Raw genomic sequence first — 17,488 nt, forward strand, 5'->3', positions numbered from 1 at the left:
GCTTGGGACGTCGGCCAGGTTGCCCGGCTGAACCGGGCAGCACCTGCTCTTGAGGGGGTTCCCCAACAGGACGCGTTAACCGTTGCGGCACGGCGTCCTGTGGCGTCCGGGGCTCGGGTGATCTCCGCGGCGGAGCCGGTGGTGTGGGGATATCCATCAATCTGCCTTCGCTGGTTCGCCCGTTCCCCGTGGAAGGAGAAGGATGAGATGAGAGTCTACCGGGCCTTCCGTATGATGGGACAAAGCCGCAGCTCAGAAAGGGTTTGGTGTCTGTAGTGGGGGAACTGCCCGAAGAGAGCCGTGAATCCCCGAAGCAAAACCGGGCCGAGTTGTGGAGGGCCTTTGCCCTGCCCGTGGTGATTGGCTTGGCGTTGCTTGGCATCGCCGGGGTGAACTTTGCCAACGGACTCGCCGAGAAGGAGAAGCAAAGCCAGTCGGCAGCATCTTTGGCGCCTTGCCAGGTAATGACTCGTGATCAACTAGTTCCGGCTGACGGGACGCTCTTCGGCGTGAATCTGGATTGGCACACCAAGTCGTTGTCCACGTTCGCGAAGGACCTGGGCCACAAGCCGGCCGTCAACGTTTCCTTTACGGGCTTTCCACTGACCGCCAAAGATGAAGACGATCTTCGACGGGCAGTTGACCAGATCCGCGCCGATGGCCACATGATGCTTCTGACCCTGGAACCGGACGGTGGCCTGGCCACTGTGACAGACCAGACGGCCACGGCCTTTGCGAAAGACCTCGCCATGTTCAATGACGACGGCGTCCCCGTGATCGTGCGTTTCGCGCACGAAATGAACGGTTCCTGGTATGCGTGGTCGCAGCAGCCTCAGAAGTACGTGGCCGCCTTTCAGACTTTGGCGAAGGCTGTGCACACCTTGGCCCCCGGTTCGGCCATGATGTGGGCACCAAACTACGGGGGAGGGTATCCCTTCGCCGGGGGAAAGTACGAAGCCAAACCCGGCACGCCCGAATTCGCCGCTTTGGACACGAACAAGGACGGCGTGTTGACCATGAGTGATGACGCCTATGCCCCTTACTACCCGGGCGACGAGGCCGTGGACTGGGTTGGCATGTCCCTGTACCACTGGGGGAACAAATATCCGTGGGGTGAGAACGAGCTCCCTGAGCCCAATAAGTTCGCCGATCAGCTCAGCGGCAACTATGTAGGTACGAACGGTGATGACAGTCTGCTTCCGGACTTCTACGGCGTCTACGGTGACCAACATGGCAAGCCGGTCGCGATCCCCGAAACGGCTGCTCTCTTTGCGCCCGGGGCCGGTGGCGCAGCCGAGCTCGCCATCAAGGAAGCTTGGTGGACGGAGCTTTTGGATCCTTCAATCCGGCAGAAGTTCCCCCGACTGAAAATGATCAATTGGTTCGAGTGGGACAAGAACGAGGTCGAAGTCAAAGGCCGCGTGGATTGGACGGTCACGAACACGGCTGCTGTGCGGGACGCTTTCAAGGCCGCTTTGCCAGCGTGGCTGCGCTATGGTCCCGAACAATCGTGCCAGCCGCGCCAGTGACGGCGGCCAGCGGGCCGCGGTTCCGTAGTCCAGCGGTACCGGGTGTTAGCCTCAGGCTCGGCTCACGGGGGCTGCCGCAGTCGTTGCGCGACGGACCAGGTGTGGGGTGCTCACGTCGTGGCCCAGCGGCTGCCTGTTCTCGATGCGGTCCACAGCTCGGTTAACGGCGGCGGCGGCAAGCAGCTGCGCATCTTGGCTGATGGACGTCAGCTGTATGTAGCTCAGGCGCGCAAATTGGCTGTCATCGTAGCCAACCACTGAGACATCCGTGGGCACGTTCCTTCCAGCCGAACGGAGGCTCTCCATGACGCCAAGGGCTGTTCGGTCATTGAAGGCTATAACCGCGGACGGGTTGAGCGCTAGCAGACGTTGGCCGGCCGCCAACCCGTCTTCTTCACTGGGACCTCCGGAAAGGGTCAAAGGCTCCAGCCCGTGGCCGATCATCTCTGCCCTAAAGGCTGCCCGGCGCTGGTCCGCGGACACGGCGGTACCGCCGTCGACGTGGATGATGCGCCGGTGACCCAAGCTCGTGAGGTGTTCAATAGCAAGCCGGATCCCAGCCGCGTCGTCACAGCTGACTGAATCGACATGGTCGCCCACGTCGTTGCGTAGAAGGCTGACCACCGGCACTTGATGTGCGTATCTGCCCAGATCGTTCTCGTTCAAAGTGGATGCGATAAGGATGAGCGCTTCGGAACCAGCATCGAGGAGTGACTCGACAGCACGCTCTTCGGCACGCCCACGCCCGACGGCGCTCAGGGCGACGTCGTATCCCTTCGCGGATGCTTGGGCGTAAACGGCGTCCACGATTTCACTGTGGAACGGCTGGGAAGTGGAAAATGTGAGGCCGAGGAGGCGGGTCCGGTTGCTGCGGAGCAGCCGCGCCCGGGCATCGGGCCGGTAGCCAAGTTCACCGGCAGCTTCCAGCACTCTCTGCCGGGTGGATTCTGATGCCCCTGGCGCTCCTCGCATGACAATGGACACGAGGGCCCGTGACACGCCGGCCGCGTGGGCTACATCAACGAGGGTCGGACGTCGCTGTTCTTGGGTCATGCTTTCGGCTCCATCAAACAATTATATAGAACGATCTAGACGCGAGGCTGGATGACATGTGAGCATGGAGCAATCTAGAACGATCTAGCAATTGAACAGCAGGAGTTGATATGACTTACATAGAGCATCGTGTCGCTGAAGAGCTGCCCGTCCGGGTCGGCCTGATTGGTGCCGGGTGGATTGGAAATTTTCATGCCGAATCCCTGGTGCGACGCGTCCCGGGCGCTCAACTCGAGGCCATCGCAGATCCCGCCCTTTCCGCCGTCGAAGCCCTCGCGAGTCGCCTGGGCATCACAAAGATCACCACGGATGCAGCAGATGTGCTTAACGATCCACACGTCGACGCGATTTTGATCGCCGCGCCGGCTCGGTTCCATTCCGCGTTGATTGCCGAGGCGGCGAGGGCTGGGAAACACGTCTTCTGTGAGAAGCCTGGTGGCCGCACCATGGAGGAGCTGGACGAAGCCCTGGCAACATCCGAGGCTGCCGGAATTGTGCTCCAATTTGGCTTCAACCGGCGCTTTAGCGCCGATTTCGCGGCCGCACGCAAACTTATCGACGACGGCGCTGTGGGCACCCCGCAGCTTCTTCGGTCCCTGACCCGCGACCCTGGCACCGCGTCCGGAATTGCCAATCCGGAAAGGATTGCGCCGGGAACCATCTTTCTTGAAACCCTCATCCACGATTTCGACACGCTGAACTGGTTGAACCCAGGAGCTGTTCCAGTGCGTGTCCACGCGGTCGCAGATGCGCTGGTTGCGCCGGAAGCCAAGGCGGGCGGCCTCCTCGATACCGCGGTCGTGACCATCACCTACAGCAATGGGGCCATCGCGGTGGCAGAAGCCAACTTCAACGCGCTGTACGGCTACGACGTGCGGGGCGAAGTTTTTGGATCGGCTGGCATGGTCGAGGCTGGCGGATCTCAGGCAACCAATACCAAGAGCTATACCTCTGCCGGCATAACCTCAGCCACCACGCGGTTGAACGTCGACCTTTTCCACGACGCCTACACGGCCGAACTCAGCCATTTCGTCCAGGCTGTCCGGTCACGCAGGGACAACCTCGAAGCCCCGGGCGTTCACGGTCCCGGGGGAGCGGACGCGCGGAACGCGCTGGCCGTGGCCTTGGCCTCCATCCGCTCGGCCGAAACCGGCCAGCCCATCGATGTGGCCTCTATTGCCGAGTTGCGCCCGGCCGAGCCTGCCGTCCTGCGAGCGGGCGGCAACGCATGAGTTTTCGCTTGGCCGTGTGTGCCGAGATGGTCTATAACGATCTGCCCATCATCGAACGGGTGGGAAGGATCCATGACCTGGGTTTCGAGGTCGAACTCTGGGATACCCGCCCGCGGGACGTGGCAGCGCTGGCGGCCACGGGCGCCCGATTCTCCTCAATGAGTGGCTACTACGGTGGCAGCCTCATCGACCCTGACGGCGCAGACGAGGTGGTTGCTTCGGCCGAGAAGCTGATTCCCACTGCCTTGGAACTGGGCGTCGAGCGAATGGTGGTCCACCCGGCAGAACTTGGCGAAGCCGGACGCGCGGTCCGTCCGATCCACCGGCCAACCGGTGAAATGTGGCTGACCGGACTTCGCACCCTCGAACGGCTCGCGGTCCTCGGGGCAGCACATGGCGTGACGTTCGCACTCGAGAACCTGAACACGATCGTGGACCACCCCGGCATACCGCTTGCGCGCGCCAAGGACACTATGGCCCTGGTCGCGGCTGTAGGTCATCCGAACATCACAATGATGCTGGATCTGTATCACGCCCAGATCGGTGAGGGAAACCTCATCGAATTGATTATCAAGGCCCAACAGTGGGTTGGAGAAATTCAAGTTGCCGACGTCCCGGGCCGATTCGAACCCGGGACGGGGGAAATCCGGTACCCCGCTGTCGCCAAGGTATTGGCCGGCATTGGTTATGAAGGCGTCGTCGGTCTTGAGGCCGCGGCAGCAGGGGGGCCCGGGATCGAATCAAGCGATCATGCCCTCGCGGCATTCCGAACGGCGTTCACTATCTGAGGAGTTCAATCAGCATCGACCATCGGCGGGCACAAGAACCCCCTCGAAAGAGGCGGTTCTAGTTGTTTCCGCCGGACGGCTTTCTCTGGGGCGCCCTTGAACGGCGCTAATCAACTTTGTTAGTATGTCAGGACAAACATGAAGGAGAGAAGCATGCCGCTAGTTCGTATTGACGTCAATGCAGGCCGCACCCAGGAGGAGTTGGGCCACGTGAGCCGAACGATCCATGATGCCATCCTGGCCGAATACGGCATCCCGGAACGCGATTATTTCCACATCATCACCGAGCATGCCGTCGGACAGATCGTTGCCCAGGATGCAGGGCTCGGCTTCGAGCGGTCCACGGGTGTGGTGATGATACAGATCTTCACCCAAGCCGGCCGGAGCGAGGCGGCCAGGCAGTCACTGTTTGCGGCCATCGCTGCAGGTCTTGTAGAAATCGGAGTCTCGGGGGCGGACGTATTCATTGGCTACGTGGAGAACGGTCCAAGTGACTGGTCGTTCGGATTTGGCCGAGCGCAGTATGCGACTGGCGAGCTGGCCGTCCCAGCGAAATGAGCCTCAATTCCGGTTTGACGCTCTTGTGTCGTCCCCGGGCATACATAGTCATCTTGTAAGCATGTCAGCACAAACTTTTGACAGGACATGCGCGTTGGTGCAAAGTAGTTCTTGTGGTCCCGCTCACGTGGCCCCGCCAGCACTTGCACTCAAACAGTCCTGCAAGAGTTCAGAAATAGAAAGGCCCGCGATCACCGTGACCCACGAACTTCTCACCATCGGGCGCATCAGCGTTGATATCTACCCGAATGACATCGGCGTGGACTTGGAGGATGTGCAATCCTTCGGTAAGTACCTCGGTGGCTCGCCGTCGAACGTCGCTGTTGCTGCTGCTCGGCACGGGCGCCGCGCGGGCGTCATCACCCGCACGGGAGACGACGCTTTCGGCAGATACCTGCACCGTGAACTGCATAAATTCAACGTCGACGATTCATTCGTTTTACCGGTCAAGGCATATCCCACGGCCGTGACATTCTGCGCCATCAAACCGGCCACCGACGAGTTCCCGCTTTACTTCTATGGCCGGACGCCTACGGCTCCGGACCTGCAGATCCAAGCGGAGGAGCTGCACCTTGAGGCCATCCGGGAGGCCGGGATTTTCTGGTCAACCGTCACCGGCCTGTGTCAGGAACCGTCACGTACGGCGCACCTCGCCGCTCATGAGGCACGTCCCCGAATTGGACTGAAGGAAGGCCAATTCACCATTCTGGACTTAGATTACCGGCCGATGTTCTGGGCCTCCGAGGATGAGGCCCGCGCCGAGGTTGCCAAGATCCTCCCGCACGTCACCGTTGCAATCGGCAATGACAAGGAATGCGCGGTAGCAGTGGGGGAGGGAACGCCCGATGAACAGGCCGACCGCCTGTTGGATGCCGGAGTCGAGATTGCCGTGGTCAAACTCGGCCCCGAGGGCGTGATGGCCAAGACCCGCACCGAGCGCGTTGTTTCCGCCCCCGTCCCGGTGCAGACCCTCAATGGCCTCGGAGCAGGTGACTCCTTCGGAGGGGCGTTCTGCCATGGCCTGCTGTCCGGCTGGCCACTTGCACAAGTGCTTGATTTCGCTAACGCCGCTGGCGCCATCGTGGCTTCCCGCCTGTCCTGCGCAGACGCAATGCCGACGCCGGATGAGGTTACGTCGCTGCTTGCTGAACGCGGCCGGCCCGTACCCGGCGTCACTATCACTGAAGGAGCGATCCGTTGAGCCGCAACGATGACCCCCGCCGCTACGAGCACTTGAGCCGGATCCGGTTGGAGGATCCGGAAGCCGTGGCACGCGCAGCCGCGACCCGGCGTCGGCATCCAGGCCTGAAGTACGGGCAGCAGAGCTTCATCGTAGCCGCTGACCACCCTGCCCGGGGCGCGCTCTCCGTCGGTTCGGAGCCAATGGCAATGGCCGATCGCCGCGACCTGCTGGACCGTTTGCAAGTGGCCCTGGCCAACCCTGCAGTTGATGGCATCCTCGCTTCGCCGGACATCATGGACGATCTCCTGCTGCTGGGGGCGTTAGAGGGCAAGCTGGTCTTCGGTTCCATGAACCGTGGCGGACTGTCGGGCCTGGTGAATGAACTTGACGACCGTTTTACCGGTCATACGGCCGCGGCACTGGAAGCTTTGGGGGCTGACGGTGGGAAGATGCTCACGCGAATCTGCCTGGGGGATCCGGACACGGTTGCCACGCTGGAGGCCACCGCCAAAGCCATTGACTCCCTCGCGGAGCGCAAGCTCATCGCCATGGTTGAGCCGTTCCTTTCCGTTCGTGATGCTCACGGCAAGGTCCGCAATGACCTCCGTGCCGATGCCGTGATCAAGTCTGTCGGCATCGCCGAGGGCCTCGGATCCACGAGTGCCTATACCTGGATGAAGCTTCCGGTGGTGAAGGACATGGAGCGCGTCATGGCTTCGACCACCCTGCCAACAGTCTTGTTGGGCGGCGATCCGGATGGCAGCCCGGACGAAGTCTTCGCTTCGTGGCAGGCGGCCCTGGCCCTGCCTGGTGTACAAGGCCTGACGGTCGGACGTACGCTGCTTTACCCGCACGACGGCGATGTGGCTGGTGCCGTAGCTACGGCCGCCTCGCTGTTGAATGACACTGCCCCTTTGCCCCCAGTCGCGGCACAGAATGGCGCTGATGCCCGCGTTCCAGTGAAAGTATCGGAGTAAGAACAGATGTCTTCCCGTCGGATGACCGTGGCGCAGGCTGTGGTCGAGTTTCTTTCAAAGCAATACACCGTGGATTTGGTCGGTGGTGTGGAATATCGGGAGCGGCTGATTCCAGGCACTTTCGGTATCTTCGGGCACGGGAACGTTGCCGGTGTGGGGCAGGCGTTGAAGCAGTATCAAGCTGCTGATCCGACCATCATGCCGTATTATCAGGGCCGCAACGAGCAGGCGCAGGTCCACCAGGCTGTGGGTTACGCCAGGCACACCCGCCGCCGGCAGACGTTTGCTATCAGCACCTCCATTGGCCCCGGTTCTTCCAACCTGCTGACAGGTGCTGCGTTGGCCACCACCAACCGCCTGCCCGTCCTGCTCCTTCCGAGCGATACGTTCGCAACCCGAGCAGCGGACCCCGTGCTGCAGCAGCTCGAGCAGCCCTACGCATACGACATCACCGTCAATGACGCCTTCCGTCCGTTGTCCAAGTTCTTCGACCGCGTTTCCCGCCCGGAGCAGTTGTTTTCAGCCTTCCATCACGGCCTGCGTGTATTGACGGATCCGGCTGAGACCGGTGCTGTCACAATCTCCTTGCCGCAGGATGTCCAAGCCGAGGCCCTCGAGGTTCCGGAGGAGTTCCTGTCCGAGCGCGAATGGCGGATCCGCCGTCCTGAGGCCGAAGACGAGGACATCCGCCGCGCGGCGGAAGCCATCCGCGCCGCAAAACGCCCGCTGATCATTGCTGGCGGCGGTGTGCTCTACGCGTTTGCCAACGACGAACTTACCAAGTTTGCTGAGCTGACTGGGATCCCGGTTGGCAACACTCAGGCTGGCGTCGGGGTGCTGCCTTGGGACCACAAGCAGTCCCTTGGGGCCATCGGTTCAACCGGCACGACGGCGGCGAATGCCATCGCGGCCGAAGCGGACCTCATCATAGGGATCGGCACCCGCTATGAAGACTTCACCACGGCCTCCCGTACCGCGTTCCAGAACCCGGATGTGAAGTTCGTGAACATTAACGTTGCGCCGATCGATGCGTACAAGCACGGCACGGCTATACCGGTGGTGGCTGATGCCCGCAAGGCGTTGGTCAAGTTGAACCAGGCTTTGGGCGGCTATCGCGTTGGCGGTGACTTGGAACAGAAGGTCGCAGCCGAGAAACAGCGCTGGAACGCTATCGTGGATGAGGCCTTCGAGACTCGCTACACCCCCTTGCCGGCCCAGAACGAGATCATCGGTGCTACCAACAAGGCCATGGACGACCAGGACGTCGTTATCTGCGCCGCCGGTTCCTTGCCCGGTGATCTGCACAAGATGTGGCGTGTCCGTGACCCGTTCGGATACCACGTCGAATACGCGTACTCGTGCATGGGCTATGAGATTCCCGGCGGGTTGGGTGTGAAGCGTGCGGCTCTGGCGGAAGCAGCCGCTGGCGGTGCCGATCGTGATGTGGTGGTGATGGTGGGGGACGGCTCCTACCTGATGATGCACACCGAACTGGTCACCGCCGTCGCCGAACGCATCAAACTGATCGTTGTGCTGATCCAGAACCACGGTTACGCCTCCATCGGTTCGCTGTCCGAATCCTTGGGTTCCCAGCGGTTCGGTACCCAGTACCGGGTTCTGGACAAGGAACAGCACAGCTTCGACGCCGGCGAAAACTTGCCCATCGATTTGGCCACCAACGCCGAATCCCTTGGCGCGAAGGTTATCCGTATTGAACCGGGTGAGAACGTCATTGAGGCCCTCGGAGCCGCGATCAAGGAAGCAAAGGCAGCTCCGGAGACGGGACCGATCGTGATCCACGTTGAGTCCGATCCCCTCCTGGACGCCCCGTCCTCCGAGTCGTGGTGGGACGTGCCCGTCTCACAGGTCTCAGACCTGGAATCCACCCAACAGGCCTACAAGACCTACACAGACCACAAGAACCGCCAGCGCAAGCTGCTCGGCTGAACACTTCACTTTTCACTACTCAAGGAAGTCCGCATATGTCGACGACGACCACACTGACCACCATTCACCACTTCATCGATGGCGCTGAGACCACCGGCGAAGGTGACCGCACGCAGCCTGTGTACAACCCGGCCACAGGGCAGGTCACCGCTGAACTGCGTTTGGCCAACGAATCCGATCTGAACACCACGGTTGCAGCCGCGAAGAAAGCGGCCGAGTCCTGGGGTGATTTCTCCCTTGCCAAGCGCACCGCCGTGTTGTTCAAGTTCCGCGAGCTCGTCGCCTCTCACGTGGACGACCTCGCCGAACTGATCACCGCCGAGCACGGCAAGGTCCTCTCCGACGCCAAGGGCGAGATCGGACGCGGCCTGGAAGTCATCGAGTACGCCTGCGGCATCCCCACCCTGCTCAAGGGCGACTACTCGGACCAGGTCTCCACCGGCATCGATGTCTTCTCTTTCCGTGAACCCCTCGGCGTGGTCGCGGGCATCACCCCGTTCAACTTCCCCGTGATGGTGCCATTGTGGATGGCTCCTATGGCGATCGCGACGGGCAACGCGTTTATCCTCAAGCCCTCCGAGCGTGACCCGTCAGCGTCCATGCTCCTGGCTAAGCTGTGGAAGCAAGCCGGCCTTCCCGATGGCGTGTTCCAGGTCCTGCACGGTGGCAAGGAAACCGTGGATGGGCTGCTGACCCACCCCGACGTGGACGGCATCAGCTTTGTTGGCTCCACCCCGATCGCGCAGTACGTCCACGAAACCGCCACCAAGCACGGTAAGCGCGTCCAAGCACTGGGCGGGGCCAAGAACCACGCGATCGTCATGCCGGACGCGGATCTCGATAACGCTGCAGACCACCTTGCTGCCGCTGCTTTCGGATCCGCCGGCGAGCGTTGCATGGCCATCTCCGTGGCTGTCGCGGTGGGGGACGCGGCCGACTTGATCGTGGAGAAGGTTCAGGAACGTGCACTGGCCGTGAAGGTGAACAACGGCACCGAACCCGACGCCGAGATGGGCCCGGTCATCACCCCGGCCTCGAAGGAACGCATCGTCAAGATCGTCACCGAAGCCGAGACCGCCGGAGCAGCCATGGTCGTTGACGGCCGCGACCTCGTGGTGCCCGGCCACGAAGAGGGCTTCTGGGTAGGGCCCACCGTCATTGACCAGGTCACCACCGAGATGACCGCTTACACCGAGGAAATCTTCGGGCCTGTCCTGGTGGTCGTGCGGGTCGCGGACCTGGACGAGGGCATCAAACTCATCAATTCCAACCCCTACGGTAACGGCACCGCGATCTTCACTTCCTCCGGCGCGAACGCCCGGAAGTTCCAGCGCTCTGTGACCGTGGGCATGGTCGGCGTCAACGTTCCCCTCCCCGTCCCGGTGGCGTACCACTCCTTCGGAGGTTGGAAGAACTCCCTTTTCGGTGACAAGCACATCTACGGCCCCGAAGGCGTGTCCTTCTACACCCGCGGCAAAGTGATCACCTCCCGCTGGCCCGAGCCCACCCACGCCTCCGGCGCCTCCTACAACTTCCCCTCCAACTAAGCTCACCGCCGTCGCGCCATAAAAGAAAGACAACGCAGTCATGACTGATGTCGAGAACAAACTGATCATCGGCACCGCACCCGATTCCTGGGGTGTCTGGTTCCCGGACGACCCCCAACAGACCCCGTGGGAACGGTTCTTGGACGAAGTGGCTGAGTCCGGCTACAAGTGGATCGAACTGGGCCCCTACGGCTACTTGCCGAACGATCCCACACGCTTGGCCGAGGAACTCAAGCAGCGTGACCTCAAAGTCACTGCCGGGACGGTCTTTACGGCTTTCCACCGCGGCGCCGCACAGTACGAGGAAGCCTGGGCACCGGCCCGCGCGGTTGCCGAGTTGACGGCGGCCATGGGCGGGGAACACATCGTGGTCATTCCTGCTATGTGGCGTGACGATGTGACGGGCGAGGCTGTAGAAAACGGTGAACTCTCACAGGAGCAGTGGGCAGATCTCTTTTCCGGGCACAACCGCATGGGCAAGGTGCTGCTGGAAGACTTCGGCCTCAGGCAGCAATTCCACTCCCACGCCGACTCACATGTTGGTGCCCAGCAAGACATCGAAACCTTGCTTGATGCCACGGACCCGCAGTACCTGAACCTCTGCTTGGACACCGGCCACGCCGAATACTGTGGCGCTTCCAGCCTGGAACTTATCAAGAATTACCCCGAACGCATCGGCTACCTGCACCTCAAGCAGATCAACCCCGAGGTCCTGGCCGAAGTCAACGAAAAGAACATGACCTGGGCCGCAGCCAACATCGCAGGCGTCATGACCGAGCCCCCGAACGGCCTCCCGGACCTGCGCGCGGTCATCGAAGCGGTGGAAGCGCTCAACCGTCCCATCTTCGGCATCGTCGAACAAGACATGTACCCGGTAGCGTTCGATGTGCCGATGCCCATTGCCAAGCGGACCCGAAACTACCTGCTCTCCTGCGGCTCCCGCACCCGCGTTAAGTAACGCCTGCCCAGCAACAGCAATTCAAGAACCTCACGAAGGATAGAAACAGTGACCAAGACTCTCCGCGTTGCCGTCATCGGTGCAGGCCGCATGGGTGCGGACCACATCAAGCGCCTCAGTACACGCATCCACGGCGCCGAAGTGGCCGCCGTCGTCGACGTCGACCTTTCCAGGGCGCAAGCTGCCATTGAGGGGATCGAAGGCGCAGTAGCGCTGGCCAGCGCTGACGAGGCGCTGAATAACGGCGATGTCAACGCCGTACTGATTGCCACCCCGGGATTCCTGCACGAGGAAATCCTTTATAAGGCACTGGAGAAGGACTTCCCGATTCTGTGCGAGAAGCCGCTGACTCCGGACGCTGAAAGCGCATGGAAGGTGGTCCAGGCCGAGCAGGCACTGGGACACAAGCGCATACAGGTGGGGTTCATGCGCCGGTTCGACGCTGAGTACTCTGCGCTTGGTGCGATCATCCGCAACAGGGAATTGGGGGAGCTGTTGATGTTGCACCACCAGCACCGCAACCCGAGCACTCCTGAGGGCTTTACCAATGAGATGCTGATCAACGACTCGGTGGTCCACGAGTTTGACGCCGTCCGCTACTTCACCGGTGAAGAAATCACTTCCGTCCAGGTTCGAATGGGCAAGCCGACCAGCAACGCTCCGCAGGGCCAGCACGATCCCCAGCAGGTGTTGCTTGAAACCGAGTCCGGCGTGCTGGCCGACGTCGAAATTTATGTCAACGCCAAGTTCGGTTACCAGGTTGCCACGCAGGCTTCTTTGGAGGACGGCATTGTGAGCATCGGCGGTGACAGCGGTCCCTACGTCCAGTCGGCAGGCAAGTGGGGCGGTAGCGTCCCCCCGGGTTTCGAGGACCGTTTCGGAGCAGCGTACGACGTCGAGGTGCAGGCTTGGGTGGACGCCGCCCTCCGTGGCGAAATCGGCGGACCGACTGCTTGGGACGGCTATGCGACGGCGGCTTGCTGCGAAGCCGGCGTGGAGGCCCAGAAGTCCGGCGAAAAGGTCAAGGTTCAGTTGAACTCCAAGCCCGAGCTGTACGGCTAGAGGACACAGCATGAAAATCGCCCTTGACCCTACCCCGTTCCATCACAGCCACAGCTTGCTTGAGTTCCCCCGGGTTGCAGCTGACCTCGGATACAAGTACCTGCAGCTGACTCCGCACGCAGACATGATCCCGTTTTACAACCACCCCAAAGCCGATGATGAACTTGTGGCACAGCTGAAGGCATCGTGCAGGGACGCCGACGTCGAAATCGCCTCCGTCCTGCCGGTCCTGCGCTGGTCGGGTCCGGACGAGGACGCCCGCGAAGCTGCGGTGCGGTACTGGAAGCGCGCCATTCAGATCGCCGTCGACCTCGGTGTCAGCACCATGAACACCGAATTCAGCGGTCGGCCGGAAAAGGCCGAAGAATCCGAACGTGCGTTCTACCGTTCCATGGAAGAACTCCTGCCGATTATCGAGCGTGAGGGCATGGACGTCTTGATCGATCCGCACCCGGACGACTTCGTTGAGGACGGGTTGGCCGCCATCCGCGTCATTCGCGGGGTGAACTCGCCGAACATCGGCATGGTCTACGTGGCTTCCCACACGTTCCATATGGGCAATAGCCCGTTGGAGATCATGCGCGCGGCGGGAGACAAGCTGAGGCTGGTCCATGTATCGGACACCATGGACCACCATGCCTCCCACGGTCTTCGCTACATCACCAACCCGCCGGGCAACGCCGTCCGGGTCCACCAACACCTGAAGATCGGCGATGGTGACGTGAACTGGGACGAGTTCTTTGGCGGGCTCCATGAGATCGGATTCCTGGATAAGGACAACACCGTGATGGTGTCCAGTGTCTTTGCCGAGGATGACAATGCCGAGGACGTGTCCATCTACCAGCTGGAAACGATGAAGCAGCATATCCAGAAGGTCAATGCATGAGTGCGCCGGTACCTGCCGAAACCAGGACGCGCACAGTCAACCATAAGCGGGCGCTGCGGACAGTCACGTTGGTTTCAACGTTCGGTGGTCTACTGTTCGGCTACGACACGGGGGTCATTAATGGTGCCCTGCCGTACATGCAGGCGGACTTGGGACTGACACCGCTCACGGAGGGGATGGTCACATCCTCCTTGTTGTTCGGCGCAGCCTTTGGGGCCCTTTTCGGCGGACGGCTGGCCGACCGCAACGGCCGCCGGAAAATGATCATGGTCCTGGCCATGATCTTCTTGCTGGGAACGCTGGCCTGCACCTTCGCCCCGAACACGGAAGTCATGATCGTGGCCCGGTTCGTGCTGGGCCTGGCCGTGGGCGGAGCTTCCGTCACGGTCCCCGTGTACCTCGCGGAGGTTTCACCAAGTGCCCGGCGCGGACGCATCGTCACCCAAAACGAGTTGATGATTGTCAGCGGCCAGCTTCTGGCTTTCATCTTCAACGCCTACCTCGGGAATGCTTATGGGGAGGCGGGGGGTATTTGGCGGTGGATGCTGGTCATTGCAACGCTGCCTGCCATTGCTTTGTGGATAGGCATGAACTTCATGCCGGAAAGCCCGCGGTGGCTGGCTTCCATGGGCAACTTCGGCGAAACCCTTAGCGTTTTGCGGCGGATCAGGTCACAGGAAGACGCCCGGACCGAGTTCGAGGACGTCAAGTCGATGGCCGTGGAGGACTATAAGTCCAAGATGGGCAGCTGGCAGGACCTCGGCGTCCCTTGGCTCCGCCGGATCTTCGTTGTGGGCCTCGGGCTGGCAGTCATACAGCAAATTACCGGTGTCAACTCGATCATGTACTACGGGACCCAGATTCTCGCCCAGTCCGGTTTCGGCCGCGAGGCTGCGTTGACCGCCAACATCGCCAACGGCGTCATTTCCGTCCTTGCGACGTTCGTGGGGATTTGGTTGCTGGGTAGAATCGGTCGCCGAAGGATGCTCATCACGGGCCAGATCGGCACTACCAGTGCGCTCTTGCTGATCGGAACCTTTTCCCTGGTCCTGCCTGAAGGTACCGGGCGCGGCTTCGTTATCCTCGCCCTGACCATCACCTTCCTGGCGTTCCAACAAGGAGCTATCTCTCCGGTGACGTGGTTGATGTTGTCGGAGATTTTCCCCTTGCGGATCCGTGGGCTGGGCATGGGAGCCTCGGCCTTCGTGCTCTGGATCATCAACTTCCTCGTCGGTTTTGGGTTCCCGCAGCTGCTTGCAGCCATAGGACTGTCCAGTACCTTCTTCACATTTGCCGTCCTGGGAATTGGGGCGATTCTCTTTGCGTCCAAATTTGTTCCTGAGACCAAGGACAAGAGCCTGGAAGACTTGGAGCACTATTTCAAGAGTGCGGCCGGGGAGCGCCACACACCCTGAATGCGTGAACGAATGGCCGGCACCGCTGCATGCGGCGCCGGCCATTTTCGCGTTAAATTCGCGAAACCGCGAGTGCGGGTGCACGGACTTCGCCGCTTTGTTACGTTCATACATACTAATGTCAGGACAAACTATTGACAAAGTGTGAGGCCAGTCACGATGATCTACATAGCAGATGATCCGGATACGAGCCTCCGGACGGCTGACCTGAAATCAAAGGAGATAATGGTGGCAAAATTCTCATGGCGCAAGGCGGCGATCGTCGCGGCAGTGGTTCCCTTGGTGGCGCTGAGCGCTTGTTCGAGCCAAGGCGGCAAGCCAGCCGATTCCGGCGCAGCAGCCGGTGCCGGGCAAGTGGCCAGCACCCCTCGCATCAAGATCGCACTGATCACCCATGCCGCTCCCGGAGACACGTTCTGGGACATCCTCCGCAAAGGCGCCGAAGAAGCAGCTGCGAAAGACAATGTGGAGCTGCTTTACACATCCGATCCCGAAGGCGGCAGGCAGGCACAGCTGATCCAGCAGGCGATCGATCAAAAAGTGGACGGGATCGCTGTGACGTTGGCGAAGCCTGATGCTCTGAAGGACGTCTTGAAGAAGGCAACAGCAGCCGGCATTCCCGTGGTCAGCCTGAACTCCGGAGCCGACGTCTGGAAGAGTGTTGGCGCGTTCACGCACTTCGGATCCGACGAAAACCTGGCGGGCGCAGCAGTGGGCGACAAGCTCACCACCTTGGGAGCCAAGCACCCGATCTGCGTCATCATGGAACAGGGCAATGTCGCCTTGGACTCGCGTTGTGCCGGCGTGAAGTCCAAGATTCCTGCCACTGAGAACCTGTTCGTCCAAGGCACGGACATGACACAGGTTTCCTCCACCGTTACCGCGAAGCTCCAAGCAACTCCCGATGCCGACGCCATCATCGGGCTCGGAGCTCCTTTCACGCTGACCATTGACAAGGCGGTGGAATCTTTGAACCTGCAGAGCAAGGTCAAGGTGGCTTCCTTTGACATGAACGGTGAGCTGGCCCAAGCCATCATTGATGGGAAGGTCGCTTTCACCGTGGACCAGCAGCCTTGGCTCCAGGGTTACGGGTCGGTGGACGCCTTGTGGCAGGCCAAGCGCGGAGGAATCCACGTAGGTGGCGGACTGCCCGTTCTGACCGGGCCTTCCATCATCGATAAGACCACAGCTTCTGACGTGCTCAAGTTCGCCAAGGAAGGCATCCGCTAAGGATGCGCTGAGCCGGGTTCAGGGTCCCTGTGGCCCTGAACCCGCATAGCAGGAGAAATATCATGACTCAGACCATATCCAAGCCCACACTTTCCGTGGCTGATGAGCGAATCGGCACGCGCAACCCGTTGCAGAAGTTGCTGAGCCGCCCGGAGGTCGGCGCCCTTGTCGGCGCGATCGTCCTCTTCATCTTCTTCGCGTCGGTTTCGTCAACCTTTGTGCAGCCCGCTTCCTTTGCAACTGTGCTTTACGGCAGTTCCACCATCGGCATCATGGCGGTTGGTGTTTCCCTGCTCATGATCGGGGGCGAATTCGACCTTTCAACCGGTGTTGCCGTGATCAGTTCGGCGCTCACGGCATCAATGTTCAGTTGGTACTTCAGCACCAACGTCTGGGTTGGCGTTGTCCTGGCATTGGTGGTTTCCCTTTCCATCGGATTCATCAATGGCTGGATTCTGATGAAGACGAAGCTGCCCAGCTTCATCGTCACGCTGGCAACGTTCCTGATGCTGACAGGCATCAACCTCGGATTGACCCGCATGATCGGCGGGGGAGTCTCCTCGCCGTCGATCTCCAACATGGATGGCTTCCAGTCCGCACAAGCGGTGTTCGCTTCCTCCGTGAACATTGGCGGCGTGGACGTCCGGATCACAGTATTCATCTGGATCGCCTTGGTCCTGATAGCCACGTGGGTGCTGATGCGTACGCGTGTTGGCAACTGGATCTTCGCCGTGGGCGGAGACGCGAACGCGGCGCGCGCAGTGGGCGTCCCGGTCAAGGCAACGAAGATCGGGCTCTTCATGGGAGTTGGCTTCTGCGGCTGGATACTCGGCATGCACAACCTCTTCGCCTTCGATGCCGTGCAGTCCGGTGAAGGCGTGGGCAACGAGTTCCTCTACATCATCGCCGCAGTGATCGGCGGTTGCCTTCTCACTGGTGGTTACGGCTCAGCCGTTGGCGGCGCCATCGGTGCATTTATCTTCGGTATGGCCAACAAGGGCATCGTTTACGCGCAGTGGAACCCGGACTGGTTCAAGTTCTTCCTCGGCCTGATGCTGTTGCTGGCCACGATTGTCAACCTCATCGTCAAACGCCGCGCGGAACTGAAGTAAGGGACCCAGGA

Annotated in this window: 15 protein-coding genes; 14 read left to right on the plus strand and 1 reads right to left on the minus strand. The window is 61.1% G+C overall.

Features of this window, described 5'->3' with window-relative positions:
• The first annotated feature begins 266 nt into the window (after positions 1-266).
• Positions 267-1,529 carry a glycoside hydrolase family 26 protein gene (locus SB659_RS05605; RefSeq protein ID WP_284978458.1) on the plus strand — a complete coding sequence of 421 codons (1,263 nt, stop codon included), beginning with the start codon at positions 267-269 and terminating at the stop codon, positions 1,527-1,529.
• 51 nt (positions 1,530-1,580) lie between these two features.
• Here SB659_RS05605 and SB659_RS05610 read toward each other — a convergent pair whose 3' ends face one another.
• Positions 1,581-2,582, minus strand: coding sequence for a LacI family DNA-binding transcriptional regulator (locus SB659_RS05610; protein WP_284978457.1), 1,002 nt, complete (start codon positions 2,580-2,582; stop codon positions 1,581-1,583).
• A gap of 110 nt (positions 2,583-2,692) precedes the next feature.
• Here SB659_RS05610 and SB659_RS05615 point away from each other — a divergent pair, with 110 nt between their 5' ends.
• The 13 genes from SB659_RS05615 to SB659_RS05675 all read left to right on the plus strand — a co-directional run bounded on the left by SB659_RS05615 (position 2,693) and on the right by SB659_RS05675 (position 17,477).
• Positions 2,693-3,814, plus strand: coding sequence for a Gfo/Idh/MocA family oxidoreductase (locus SB659_RS05615; protein WP_284978456.1), 1,122 nt, complete (start codon positions 2,693-2,695; stop codon positions 3,812-3,814).
• Positions 3,811-4,602, plus strand: a complete 792-nt coding sequence (locus SB659_RS05620; RefSeq protein WP_284978455.1) for a TIM barrel protein — start codon at positions 3,811-3,813, stop codon at positions 4,600-4,602. The genes SB659_RS05615 and SB659_RS05620 overlap by 4 nt, the downstream gene beginning before the upstream one ends.
• Before the next feature lie 153 nt (positions 4,603-4,755).
• Positions 4,756-5,160: a tautomerase family protein gene (locus SB659_RS05625; RefSeq protein WP_284978454.1), complete on the plus strand. Its 405-nt coding sequence runs from the start codon at positions 4,756-4,758 to the stop codon at positions 5,158-5,160.
• 196 nt (positions 5,161-5,356) lie between these two features.
• Complete coding sequence (gene iolC, locus SB659_RS05630; protein WP_284978453.1) at positions 5,357-6,361, plus strand: 5-dehydro-2-deoxygluconokinase; 1,005 nt, start codon at positions 5,357-5,359, stop codon at positions 6,359-6,361.
• Complete coding sequence (locus tag SB659_RS05635; protein ID WP_284978452.1) at positions 6,358-7,320, plus strand: deoxyribose-phosphate aldolase; 963 nt, start codon at positions 6,358-6,360, stop codon at positions 7,318-7,320. The genes iolC and SB659_RS05635 overlap by 4 nt, the downstream gene beginning before the upstream one ends.
• Positions 7,321-7,341: 21 nt before the next feature.
• Positions 7,342-9,267 carry a 3D-(3,5/4)-trihydroxycyclohexane-1,2-dione acylhydrolase (decyclizing) gene (gene iolD / locus SB659_RS05640; RefSeq protein WP_284978526.1) on the plus strand — a complete coding sequence of 642 codons (1,926 nt, stop codon included), beginning with the start codon at positions 7,342-7,344 and terminating at the stop codon, positions 9,265-9,267.
• Positions 9,268-9,302: 35 nt separating this feature from the next.
• The gene (locus tag SB659_RS05645) at positions 9,303-10,814 is read left to right on the plus strand and encodes a CoA-acylating methylmalonate-semialdehyde dehydrogenase (protein WP_284978451.1); all 1,512 of its coding nucleotides are present in this window, start codon (positions 9,303-9,305) and stop codon (positions 10,812-10,814) included.
• Between the two features lie 40 nt (positions 10,815-10,854).
• Entirely contained in the window at positions 10,855-11,772 is a 918-nt protein-coding gene (locus SB659_RS05650) for a sugar phosphate isomerase/epimerase family protein (protein WP_284978450.1), read from the plus strand.
• A gap of 48 nt (positions 11,773-11,820) precedes the next feature.
• Entirely contained in the window at positions 11,821-12,834 is a 1,014-nt protein-coding gene (locus SB659_RS05655; protein WP_410549750.1) for a Gfo/Idh/MocA family protein, read from the plus strand.
• Between the two features lie 10 nt (positions 12,835-12,844).
• Positions 12,845-13,720: a sugar phosphate isomerase/epimerase family protein gene (locus tag SB659_RS05660; RefSeq protein ID WP_410549751.1), complete on the plus strand. Its 876-nt coding sequence runs from the start codon at positions 12,845-12,847 to the stop codon at positions 13,718-13,720.
• Complete coding sequence (locus SB659_RS05665) at positions 13,717-15,135, plus strand: sugar porter family MFS transporter (RefSeq protein WP_410549752.1); 1,419 nt, start codon at positions 13,717-13,719, stop codon at positions 15,133-15,135. The genes SB659_RS05660 and SB659_RS05665 overlap by 4 nt, the downstream gene beginning before the upstream one ends.
• A gap of 228 nt (positions 15,136-15,363) precedes the next feature.
• Positions 15,364-16,365 carry a substrate-binding domain-containing protein gene (locus tag SB659_RS05670; RefSeq protein ID WP_284974878.1) on the plus strand — a complete coding sequence of 334 codons (1,002 nt, stop codon included), beginning with the start codon at positions 15,364-15,366 and terminating at the stop codon, positions 16,363-16,365.
• A 62-nt stretch (positions 16,366-16,427) separates the two neighbouring features.
• Positions 16,428-17,477 (plus strand): ABC transporter permease, encoded by a 1,050-nt coding sequence (locus SB659_RS05675; protein WP_284974815.1) that lies wholly within the window; start codon positions 16,428-16,430, stop codon positions 17,475-17,477.
• The last annotated feature ends 11 nt before the right edge of the window (positions 17,478-17,488 follow it).

The sequence above is a fragment of the Arthrobacter sp. SIMBA_036 genome, from assembly GCF_046535135.1.
Taxonomy (GTDB): domain Bacteria; phylum Actinomycetota; class Actinomycetes; order Actinomycetales; family Micrococcaceae; genus Arthrobacter.